This window comes from Providencia vermicola, assembly GCF_020381325.1.
Lineage (GTDB): Bacteria > Pseudomonadota > Gammaproteobacteria > Enterobacterales > Enterobacteriaceae > Providencia > Providencia vermicola.
Window position 1 is genome coordinate 170,552 of record NZ_JAGSPI010000009.1, and the last position, 11,324, is coordinate 181,875.

Below are 11,324 nucleotides of genomic sequence, written 5' to 3' on the forward strand. Positions count from 1 at the left end.
ATCTGAGAGGTTAATTGTGAGCTTCTATTCATTTGAAGGCGTAAGGCCCGTGGTACACCCAACGGCGTATGTTCATCCTTCTGCGGTTGTGATTGGTGATGTGATTATTAAAGAAGGGGTATTTATTGGGCCTAATGCATCACTCAGAGGGGACTATGGGCGCTTAGTAATTGAAAAAGGGGCCAATATTCAAGATTGCTGCATTATGCACGGTTACAGTGATGTAGAAACGATTGTGCGGGAGTGCGGGCATATTGGTCATGGCGCTATTTTACACGGATGTATCATTGGCCGTGATGCTTTAGTCGGAATGAATAGCGTCATTATGGATGGTGCCGTGATTGGTGAGGAAAGCATTGTTGCTGCAATGAGTTTTGTTAAAGCTGGTTTTCAAGGCGAACCACGGCAAATGTTAGTGGGGAGCCCCGCACGGTTTCTTCGTCAGGTTAAGGATGAAGAACTATATTGGAAGCAATTGAATACAAAAGAGTACCAGGATCTTGCTGGGCGCTATCTTGTTGGGTTAGAAGAGACTGAGCCCCTCACTGAAATTGAAATTAATCGACCAAAACTGTTTGGTACCACAGAAGTGAAGCCTAAAGGACAATAGGTATTGGTCAGAAATAAAAAAACGCGGGTTTAAAACCTGCGTTTTTTATTGATATAACATATTAACTAGCGGCGCTGTGCTTTGGATAACATCCATTGCCATTTCTGCTCTCTATTCAGTTCACTTGGTGGCATTGAGGCCGCTTTCACGGGGGAATCTATGGTGACTTTTTCCGATTGATGGTTTCTTAAACGAGAATAAAGTTGGTTATCAATTTTACTCACTTTAATTAAACGCTGGCACTGGCACCCACGACCCGATAGTTTATTCGGGATCATTTTAACTTCACATTGGATCTCAGCCACATCCGATAGAATATAAGAAACAATGTTAACAGCATTAGGATGCGGAATATCGAAATTGTTAGATATTTCTCTGGCGGTTGTCCAACGACCTTGTTTCATTACCCAATGTGCTATGGATAAATACAGCGGTTCGTTAATATATTGTCCACACATAAGCGCTCCCAAATCTAATTATTAAAATTGAATAAATAAAGAGAAACTATATGTAAATTGTAGTTAGAATAATGCTATTCATTTTTCCATAATAAATTAAAGAAAAATAATATTTATTAAAGCCCGGTTAAAATTGTTAAAATAATATAGTCGTTATTAATTTATTTCGTTTTACTTTGAAATAGTTAAGGTATTTATAATACGAATATAAGTCAGAGCCTAAATTGCGCAGTCATACAGTGACAAGGTTCATAATAATAGATTTAAATATAATTTGCATGTGTTTATTTTTGAAATTTACATTCAAGACAATAATTTTGTTTATATTCTATTCTTGGGTAAAGAGATAAACATTGTTGTTTATAAAGTGATTATATTTGGTTTTTTTATTAAAATGGATGATATTAAATTAAGGGGAATATGTAAATATTGTAATTTTAGATAACTATTTTTATAACAAATCAATCTAATACTCAATCAGTGCGTATTTAAAGGAAAATGAGAGTCATTACGTGAAATAATGACTCTCATTTAATAAAAGATTATTTATTCAAGTAGCTTGTGATTGAATTAACAATACCTTTGGCATCTAATCCAAGATCGGTAATCAGCTCTTCTTGGCTACCTTGGGAGATAAAGTAGTCTGGTAAGCCAAGGTTTAACACAGGGATTATTTTCTTTTCATGCATTAAAAACTCGTTCACGCCACTCCCTGCGCCACCCATGATGGCATTTTCTTCGAGTGTCACTAGCACATCATGGCTATTTGCCATTTCGAGGATCAATGCTTCATCCAAGGGTTTTACAAAGCGCATATCCACAACGGTCGCATTTAATTGCTCTGCAGCTTCAAGGGCGTGGCTGAGTAAGGTTCCGAAGCATAGAATAGCCACTTTTTCCCCTTGACGGCGGATCACTCCTTTACCAATAGGTAATGGTGCTAAAGGCTGGAGCTCAGCCCCTGTACCCGTACCACGAGGGTAACGGACAGCACTTGGACCATCGTTATAGTGGTAGCCAGTATGTAGCATCTGGCGGCACTCATTTTCATCACTAGGGGCCATGATAACCATGGTCGGTATACAGCGCAGGAATGAAATATCAAAAGACCCTTGGTGAGTTTGCCCATCGGCACCGACGATCCCTGCGCGATCAATCGCAAACATCACGGGGACTTTTTGGATTGCCACATCATGAATAACTTGGTCATAGCCACGTTGCAAGAACGTTGAATAGATAGCGACAATCGGTTTATAACCACCAATCGCTAAACCAGCAGCAAAGGTTACAGCGTGTTGCTCAGCGATAGCAACGTCGAAGTATTGGTCTGGAAATTCTTTTGAAAAACGTACCATACCAGAGCCTTCACGCATAGCTGGCGTGATAGCCATTAATTTGTCATCATCCTTTGCTTCGTCACACAACCAATCACCAAAAATTTTGGAGAATGTTGGACCCGTTTCTTTGCTTTTCGGTAATGTAAAGGTACTTGGGTCAAATTTAGGTACTGCATGCCAGCTAATTGGGTCTTTTTCCGCAGGCTCATAACCCCGGCCTTTTTTGGTCATGATATGCAGGAATTGTGGCCCTTTTAAGTCACGCATATTTTTCAATGTTTGGGTGAGTGCAACAACATCATGCCCATCGACAGGGCCAATATAGTTGAAACCAAGCTCTTCAAACATCGTACCAGGCACCACCATACCTTTGATGTGTTCTTCGGTTTTCTTCAGCAATTCTTTAATCGGTGGCATGTTAGAGAACACTTTTTTGCCACTTTCGCGTAATGTGGTGTACAGCTTGCCAGAAAGTAAGTGCGCCAAATGGTTATTGAGCGCGCCAACATTTTCTGAAATCGACATTTCGTTGTCGTTAAGGATAACTAGCATATCTGGCGCGGCATCTCCTGCGTGGTTCATGGCTTCAAATGCCATCCCTGCAGTGATTGCACCATCGCCAATGACACACACAGTTTTACGGTTTTGTTTCTCTTTTTCTGCCGCAATGGCCATACCTAAACCAGCACTAATGGATGTTGAGGAATGGCCAACGCTTAAAATGTCATACTCACTTTCACCGCGCCATGGAAATGGATGTAAACCATTTTTTTGACGAATAGTATCAATACGGTCACGGCGTCCCGTTAAGATTTTATGGGGATACGCTTGGTGGCCGACATCCCAAACTAGGTTATCAAAGGGGGTTTTGTAGACATAATGCAAGGCAACAGTCAGTTCTACTGCACCAAGACCAGAGGCAAAGTGACCGCTAGAGCGACCCACGCTACTCAGTAAAAATTGTCTGAGTTCATCACAAAGCTTAGGTAAGCTTTCTTTGGGCAGCAGACGAAGCTCATCAGGCGTCTCAGCCAATGCTAGCGTTGGATATTTAGCGATATCAATACTCATTAGGTGCTCACTTATAATTAATCAAAAATACCCATCCTATTTTCAGCGACAGTAAGGGGTTGTATTTTCTTACGCTAGCCATACATAAAAATCGATGTTTCGCGATTTGTTCTATTAGCCACTGACCCATCACATCAAATAGTTAAGGTAAAGCCCGTTTTACAGCTTAAACTACATCGGGTAATCAATGCCGTAATTATCAGCCTTCTTAATGCGTAAAGGCAAAGCATATTGTCAGCTTTTACGCTCAATAATAAAATTAGCTAAAGCACTTAGCATCTCTATATTATACCCATGGGATTGGATCGTCTCTAAAGCGTCTATCGCATCATGATATAGCTCACGCGCTTTTTTCTGTGCAGCCTCAAGGCCGAGTAGCGATGGGTAAGTACTTTTTTCATGTTCAGCATCCGCGCCTTGGCGCTTACCTGTTACCGCACTATCCCCAATGACGTCTAGGATATCGTCTTGAACTTGAAAGGCAAGTCCAATGGATTCGGCGTATTTATCTAAGACTGGTAATAATTGATGGCCTCTATCGCCAGCAGCATATGCTCCAAGACGAATCGCTGCACGAATGAGCGCGCCAGTTTTATGTTGATGAATACGTTCTAATGAAGCAAGGTCAACACGTTTGCCTTCTGCATCTAAATCAAGGGCTTGGCCGCCACACATTCCTGCTAGGCCACTGGCGTAAGCTAGCTCAGCTATCATCGCGATACGGTCTTTATCAGAGACATCAGGCATTTTTGCTGAAGCAAGTAACTGAAACGCGAGGGTTTGTAAGGCATCACCCGCTAAAACGGCATTACCTTCACCATACTTGATATGGCAAGTCGGCTGGCCGCGGCGCAAATCATCATCGTCCATAGCGGGTAAATCATCATGAATCAATGAATAAGCATGTATACATTCAACTGCTGAGGCGGGGGCATCAAGGTTTTCTTCACTGACACCCAGCATGGAACCAACTGCATAGGTTAGAAAGGGGCGTAAACGTTTCCCACCTAATAATGCACCGTAACGCATGGCATTGGCTAATGGCAGTTCTGCAAAAGGCAGTGCATTTAGCGTATCTAATAGGTATTGGTTAACTCTGTCGTAGGCATGTTTTTGTTGCAGTGCAAAGCTATCTGGAAGTTGTTCAGACATAATTTATTCAGTTTCAGGTGAAAAATCGGCAAGGGGTTTATTTTCATCATCGCTAAGCAATATTTGTACGCGTTGCTCAGCCTGTTGCAGTACTTTTTGACCTTGTTTGGCGATTTGGACACCACGCTCGAATTCATTGAGCGCATCTTCTAGTGGAAGGGAGCCCGATTCGAGGCGAGCAACAATTTGCTCCAGCTCTTGAAGTGAGTTTTCGAAACTAACAGTTGGAACTTGCTGAGATTTTTCTTTAGCCATGTTATTTAGCCACTAATGTTAAATCAATATATTTGGGGTATTTTAAATATTTAGCAGACTAACGCAGTCTTGCTACGGTTACAATTTATTATTGGTGTTTTTAGATTCAGTCCGCAAGATAGTGTTATAATACGTCTCTTTATTGACAATTGGTAACGTGTACATGTGTCACTGTGAGATACATTCGTTAGCCCCAACAACCATGAACATGCAGCTATTATGAAGTTTATCATTAAGTTATTCCCAGAAATTACCATTAAAAGCCAAACTGTTAGGCTACGTTTTATTAAAATTTTGACCAGTAATATCCGTAACGTGCTTAAGTCACTTGGCGAAGAAATTTCGGTTGTCCGTAATTGGGATAACATAGAAGTGCGTGTGAAAGGGGAAACGAAGCATGACGAAATTTGTGACATGCTAGGTCGTATTCCAGGTATTCACCATATTCTTGAAGTTGAAGAAAAACCGTTTACCAGTTTGCACCATATCTTTGAAATGGCCCACGAAGCTTACGGTCCATCATTGGAAAATAAAACCTTCTGTGTGCGTGTAAAGCGCCGCGGTAAACATGAGTTTTCATCTATTGAAGCTGAGCGCTACATTGGCGGTGGGTTAAATCAACACATTGCTTCTGCGAAAGTGAAGCTTAAAGACCCTGATACCACCGTACATTTAGAAATTGAAGATGACAAACTCATCCTAGTGAAAGCGCGTATTGAAGGGATCGGTGGTTTCCCCATTGGTACTCAGGAAGATGTTTTATCGTTGATTTCAGGCGGTTTTGACTCAGGCGTTTCCAGCTACATGCTAATGCGCCGTGGCTGTCGCGTGCACTATTGTTTCTTTAATTTAGGCGGCGCAGCCCATGAAATTGGTGTGAAACAAATTGCGCACTATTTATGGAACCGTTTTGGGAGCTCCCATAAAGTGCGCTTTATTGCCGTTAACTTTGAACCAGTCGTCGCAGAAATTTTAGAAAAAGTCGATGATGGCCAAATGGGTGTTGTATTAAAACGTATGATGGTGCGTGCGGCGTCGAAAGTTGCAGAGCGTTATGGTGTGCAAGCGATTGTGACGGGAGAAGCTCTTGGGCAAGTTTCCAGCCAAACCTTAACAAACCTACGTTTGATTGATAATGCGTCTGATACGTTAATATTAAGACCGCTGATTTCCCATGACAAAGAGCACATTATCAAATTAGCTCGTCAAATTGGGACGGAAGATTTTGCGAAAACCATGCCAGAGTATTGTGGTGTGATTTCGAAAAGCCCAACAGTGAAAGCGGTAAAAGCGCGGATCGAAGCGGAAGAAGCTAACTTTGACTTTGGTATTTTAGAGTCTGTTGTTGAGCAGGCACAAAATATCGATATTCGCCAAATTGCACAAGAAAGTCTAGAGAAAGTCCCTGAAATTGAAATGGTCAGTGAGCTTTCAGTGGAAAATGAAGTGATCGTGGATATCCGCTCTATTGATGAGTTCGAAGATAAACCTTTGAAAGTTGAAGGTATGCAAATCAAACATATTCCATTCTACAAGCTCAGCACACAATTTGGTGACTTACCAAAAGATAAAACCTATCTATTATATTGTGACCGTGGGGTGATGAGCCGTTTACAGGCGTTGTACCTCAAAGAACAAGGGTTTGAAAACATTAAGGTTTACCGCCCATAAGCGAGACAGGGTGCTTGTATCATCCAAAACTTATCAAAGAGAAATGTGGGGGAGACAACTCCCCCACAAGACTACTTACCGCAGGATAAAGTAGCTTGAACCAGAGTATTTCCGCTACTGATGCTCAACGAACACAATCTTTCTTGCATCATGCCTGAAAAACTCAATACCGTAAGACACACGGTAATTAACCCTACAAGGGCAAATTTGGCCATTCCTCTTGACTCCTTTTCTAAAAGGAGACAGAATCAAACTGTTTGGGTTTTGAGACTGCCTCGGATTAAGATTAACATCTAAATTCGGGGCTTTCGTCTTTTTGGCTCTGGCAAATGCTTGAACCAAAATGATCCAAGCACCCGTCGCAATCATAACAAAAAGCCGTGAGCTTCAAAGGCTTTTTCAGTCATTATTTGTAAAATAAACCATTTTAATTCAGTATGTTAATTGGTTTTCAATCAATTATTCATGGTGGGTATGGGTAGAGGATTTATCTTCCAAATAATCGTTGATTCCATTCGGTAAAACCAATCACCTCGGGGTATTTTGGTGGCAATAATTAGACTGGGTGCTTGTACCACAAACCGACAATAGAAAGAGAAATGTGGGGGAGATAACCCCCCCACAAGACTACTTACCGCAGGATAAAGTAGCTTGAACCAGAGTATTTCCGCTACTGATGCTCAACGAACACAATCTTTCTTGCATCATGCCTGAAAAACTCAATACCGTAAGACACACGGTAATTAACCCTACAAGGGCAAATTTGGCCATTCCTCTTGACTCCTTTTCTAAAAGGAGACAGAATCAAATTGTTGGAGTTTGAGACTGCCTCGGATTAAGATTAACATCTAAATTCGGGGCTTTCGTCTTTTTGGCTCTGGCAAATGCTTGAACCAAAATGATCCAAGCACCCGTCGCAATCATAACAAAAAGCGGTGAGCTTCAAAGGCTTTTTCAGTCATTATTTGTAAAATAAACCATTTTAATTCAGTATGTTAATTGGTTTTCAATCAATTATTCATGGTGGGTATGGGTAGAGGGTTTATCTTCCAAATAATCGTTGATTCCATTCGGTAAAACAAGCTGTCCAGCAACGACTCCTGCGGTTTCTCGACCAACTAATAATTCTATTAGTTTTAATGCAAAATCAAAGGATGTGGCGGGCCCTTGGCTGGTCAACAAATTAACACGTTCATCAAAGTAAACTCGGCGATCAACCCATTTACTCGCAGGAATTTTATCTTTCATCGACGGATAGCAGGTCATATTACCAAGGGGAAATAGTTGGTGGTGTTCTAATACAATGGCAGGGGCAGCACAGATTGCCGCAACAATTTTACCGTCCAGATGCATACGGCGAACTTTTTCAACGACTAATGGGCTATCACGAAATGTTTCAGCGCCTTGGATGCCGCCGGGTAGAACGATAGCGTCAAAAGGTTCGTCAGCCACTTTAATTAATGGGATGTCTGCAACGATTTTCATACCGCGTGAGGCAGTGATTTGCAGGGAACCGTCTTCATTGGCACTAGCAAGAGTGACTTGAATGCCTGCTCTGACTAATAAATCCGCGGTAGTGACAATTTCAATTTCTTCACTACCATGGGTGATGCAAATTAGAACGGAAGTCGTCATATTGTTGTTCTCTATTTTTGACTAGATGATATAAACGGTCATTTTCAGGGGTGTTTAGGCCATGAACTCTGGCTTGTTTGATTAAAAATCCCGTGATGTAATCAATTTCTGTGCGACGATTATTGCGAATATCTTGTAACATGGACGAGTAGTTATTGGCGGTATTTTGAATAATGCCATTAATATACTCGGTTAGTTCTGTTTTATCGGTGTGTAACCCTTCCGCTGCCATAACGTGGCAGATCTCATCAATAACCCGTGAAATTTGCTCTGTGTGGTGAGTTAATTCACCATTTTTACAATTATGTTCTACCGTGAGAGGGTTGATAGCACAATTAGCGATCAGCTTTCGCCAACAGGTGGTCAAAATCTGATTGTGCCAAGCAACGTCAGGAAGTGCTTCATGTAGAATATCTGCAATAGGGTAATAAGCTTGCGCTTGTGAATTGATCGCCCCAATATGTGTTATTCCGTGAGCAACATGAAATACTTGGTTGTTTTCTTGCCAAGCCGCATGGGTTGTCACACCTGCTAAAACGGGGTGTCGCAAAGGTGCTAGCTCTTCTATTGTCCCCATTCCATTATGGAGGAGTAAAATCGGTGTTTTTTCAGGGATATTGCCAAGTAGAGGTAATAAGGCATCGGAAACTTGCCATGCTTTTAAGCAGACAATCACCAGTTCACTGGTTTGTAGATGATTGATATTATTACAAGGAATGAGTTCGCGAAAAGTACGTCCATCAGGTTCATTTACATCAACAAACAAATCAGGCTGAGCCACACGAAGCCAGCCTTGAGTATCATGGCCTTGTAAGGTGAGGCCAGCAAGCCAAAGCTTACCGATAGCACCACAACCGATCAGGGTTATTTTCATAGTGTCCCTCTGAAATATGTGCTCTGACACCTTGTCATCTCTGACATTGGCTATCTAACCAAGTATATACCTTAGTGTGCGTTAATTATAGCGTAAGGAAGGAGAGAGTCCTGATAACTTGAAGTGCAGTGGCTAAAAACGTTATTATGCATGTAACAAAAAATATCCTTAGAGGTCTGAACAATGCCATCATTTGATATTGTGTCTGAAGTTGAAATGAATGAAGTGCGTAACGCGGTAGAGAATGCGCAGCGCGAGCTTACGAGCCGCTGGGACTTTAAAAATGTTGAAGCAAGCTTTGAACTTAACGATAAAAATGAATCAGTAAAAATCACCAGTGAATCGGATTTCCAAGTCCTTCAACTGGTTGATATTTTAAGGGAAAAAATGGCGAAGCGTGGTATTGATGGCGCAGTGCTAAATGTCCCTGACGATATTGTTCATAGTGGGAAAACTTATAGTGTTGAAGTGACGTTCAAACAAGGCATCGATGCGGCTATTGCTAAAAAAATCATTAAGTTAATCAAAGACAGCAAACTGAAAGTCCAAGCGCAAATTCAGGGTGACCAAGTGCGAGTGACTGGTAAAGCACGTGATGATTTACAGTCGGTTATGGCACTAGTGCGTGGCGGGAATTTAGGCCAGCCTTTCCAATTTAATAACTTCCGTGATTAATTACGACGAATAAGTCATCAATAAAAATAGGCCTACAATTTTGTAGGCCTATTTTTTTACTGCTGAATAATGGCTTCCAGTTGCTCGCGATTAATGATTTTTCGATCGACTTTAACGTAGACACTGAGTTCTTCGTCGACAACCAAAGCTTCCATAACCCCATTTTGAGCTCGCAGCTTTTGCTCCAGTGCCTGAGTATTTTTTAGGTGTGCAGGCAATTCGATACGAATACTACTGACGTATGGCGGTTGTTTCATGGTTAAACTAACGACAAACCAAAGGATTGTCAGGATCAAACCACCAATAAAGACGGTATTTGCACCTTCAAAACTATATAACCATCCACCGACAATCCCCCCAAGCGCGACACCTAAAAATTGGCTGGTGGAATAAACCCCCATCGCGGTTCCTTTATAGCCTGCGGGGGCTTCCTTGCTAATCAGCGATGGCAAAATGGCCTCCATAATATTGAAGCCAATAAAAAAGATCTGTAAGCCAAGGATGATGACCCATAACTGGCTACCTGAGAGCCATAACGTGATTTCTGCAACTGCCAATAGTGCGATGCAGATCAGGAAGACTTGCTTCATTTTACGATATTTTTCTGCGTAGATTATAAAAGGCAAAACAGCCACAAAGGAAATCAGCATTGTGACCAAATAGGCTTTCCAGTGATCTTGGGCGAGAAAGCCTGCTTTTGTCATAATCAGTGGCAGAGCAACAAAGCTCGACATTAGCAATGTATGTAGGCACAAAATACCAATATTTAATTTTAACAATTGAGGCTGAGCTAAAACGGTTTTTAAATTTCCTTTCACAAAGGCAGATTCACGGTTTAAAACATGGGTATTGGTGTTTGGTACAACAAAAATGGTGAGTGCAATCGCGCCAACGGCAAGCAGGGCTATCCCCCAAAATAAACCATTTAGCCCAATTAGATGGGTAATGATAGGCCCTAAAACAAGCGCAATCGCAAAAGTTAACCCAAAGCTTATCCCTAGAAATGCCATTGCTTTGGTGCGATTTTGTTCGCGGGTTAAATCAGATAGTAACGCCATGACAGCCGCTGAAATCGCACCAGCGCCTTGCAATGCGCGGCCAATAATAATACCCCATATTGAGTCACTTAGCGCTGCAATGATACTCCCAATAATAAAAATGATTAAGCCAATAACAATGAGTGGCTTACGACCTATTTTGTCTGACATCAGGCCAAAAGGGATTTGAAAAAGTGCTTGGCTAAGGCCATAAATACCAATGGCAATGCCTACTAAAAATTCATTTGCCCCTTGTAAGTGCATTCCATAGCTGGTCAAAATGGGTAAAACCATAAACATGCCAAGCATTCGCAAGGAGAAAACAGAACCTAATCCCCACGTGGATCTGAGCTCTGCGGATGTCATTTTGTTATCGTTCATTTTTATTCTTCATATTTCGAGCTGTAGCGGTGTTGGCTTCTCTTAGCTACCTAGGTCACATACTTATGTATGCTCCCTAGGATATCTTCGTTTGCCGCCTTGCTACAACTCGAACTATTTTGAATAAATTCGTTTCATGTTGTAGCAAAATTATTTAAATCCAATTAT

12 protein-coding genes are annotated in these 11,324 nt (G+C 41.5%); 3 read left to right on the plus strand and 9 right to left on the minus strand.

Annotated features, from left to right (window positions below; genetic code table 11):
- The first annotated feature begins 16 nt into the window (after nt 1-16).
- Nucleotides 17-610, plus strand: a complete 594-nt coding sequence (gene caiE / locus KDJ85_RS14700; protein ID WP_225820303.1) for a carnitine operon protein CaiE — start codon at nt 17-19, stop codon at nt 608-610.
- Between the two features lie 65 nt (nt 611-675).
- Here caiE and caiF read toward each other — a convergent pair whose 3' ends face one another.
- From caiF to xseB, 4 genes are all read right to left on the minus strand, one after another.
- Nucleotides 676-1,068, minus strand: coding sequence for a carnitine metabolism transcriptional regulator CaiF (gene caiF / locus KDJ85_RS14705; RefSeq protein ID WP_206084583.1), 393 nt, complete (start codon nt 1,066-1,068; stop codon nt 676-678).
- 542 nt (nt 1,069-1,610) lie between these two features.
- A complete protein-coding gene (gene dxs, locus KDJ85_RS14710; protein ID WP_225820304.1) occupies nt 1,611-3,476 on the minus strand; it encodes a 1-deoxy-D-xylulose-5-phosphate synthase in 1,866 nt (621 codons plus the stop codon).
- Nucleotides 3,477-3,710: 234 nt separating this feature from the next.
- On the minus strand, nt 3,711-4,628 hold the full coding sequence (gene ispA / locus KDJ85_RS14715; protein WP_225820305.1) for a (2E,6E)-farnesyl diphosphate synthase: 918 nt from the start codon (nt 4,626-4,628) through the stop codon (nt 3,711-3,713).
- Between the two features lie 3 nt (nt 4,629-4,631).
- Nucleotides 4,632-4,883, minus strand: a complete 252-nt coding sequence (xseB, locus tag KDJ85_RS14720) for an exodeoxyribonuclease VII small subunit (protein ID WP_219245742.1) — start codon at nt 4,881-4,883, stop codon at nt 4,632-4,634.
- Between the two features lie 219 nt (nt 4,884-5,102).
- Between xseB and thiI the strand changes: the two genes are divergently transcribed.
- Nucleotides 5,103-6,554 carry a tRNA uracil 4-sulfurtransferase ThiI gene (gene thiI / locus KDJ85_RS14725; RefSeq protein WP_225820306.1) on the plus strand — a complete coding sequence of 484 codons (1,452 nt, stop codon included), beginning with the start codon at nt 5,103-5,105 and terminating at the stop codon, nt 6,552-6,554.
- A gap of 71 nt (nt 6,555-6,625) precedes the next feature.
- Here the strand turns inward: thiI and KDJ85_RS14730 are convergent, their stop codons facing one another.
- The 4 genes from KDJ85_RS14730 to panE form a co-directional block, all read right to left on the minus strand.
- The gene (locus KDJ85_RS14730) at nt 6,626-6,769 is read right to left on the minus strand and encodes a Hok/Gef family protein (RefSeq protein ID WP_219245744.1); all 144 of its coding nucleotides are present in this window, start codon (nt 6,767-6,769) and stop codon (nt 6,626-6,628) included.
- Between the two features lie 412 nt (nt 6,770-7,181).
- A complete protein-coding gene (locus KDJ85_RS14735) occupies nt 7,182-7,325 on the minus strand; it encodes a Hok/Gef family protein (RefSeq protein WP_219245744.1) in 144 nt (47 codons plus the stop codon).
- Nucleotides 7,326-7,568: 243 nt separating this feature from the next.
- Nucleotides 7,569-8,189 carry a protein deglycase YajL gene (yajL, locus tag KDJ85_RS14740; RefSeq protein ID WP_225820307.1) on the minus strand — a complete coding sequence of 207 codons (621 nt, stop codon included), beginning with the start codon at nt 8,187-8,189 and terminating at the stop codon, nt 7,569-7,571.
- Nucleotides 8,152-9,063 carry a 2-dehydropantoate 2-reductase gene (gene panE / locus KDJ85_RS14745; RefSeq protein ID WP_225820308.1) on the minus strand — a complete coding sequence of 304 codons (912 nt, stop codon included), beginning with the start codon at nt 9,061-9,063 and terminating at the stop codon, nt 8,152-8,154. The genes yajL and panE overlap by 38 nt, the downstream gene beginning before the upstream one ends.
- 183 nt (nt 9,064-9,246) lie before the next feature.
- Between panE and KDJ85_RS14750 the strand changes: the two genes are divergently transcribed.
- Nucleotides 9,247-9,738 carry a YajQ family cyclic di-GMP-binding protein gene (locus KDJ85_RS14750; RefSeq protein WP_042846924.1) on the plus strand — a complete coding sequence of 164 codons (492 nt, stop codon included), beginning with the start codon at nt 9,247-9,249 and terminating at the stop codon, nt 9,736-9,738.
- Nucleotides 9,739-9,794: 56 nt separating this feature from the next.
- On the opposite strand, the gene KDJ85_RS14755 is transcribed toward KDJ85_RS14750, so the two are convergent.
- Nucleotides 9,795-11,156, minus strand: a complete 1,362-nt coding sequence (locus KDJ85_RS14755) for an MFS transporter (RefSeq protein ID WP_225820309.1) — start codon at nt 11,154-11,156, stop codon at nt 9,795-9,797.
- Nucleotides 11,157-11,324 lie beyond the last annotated feature (168 nt).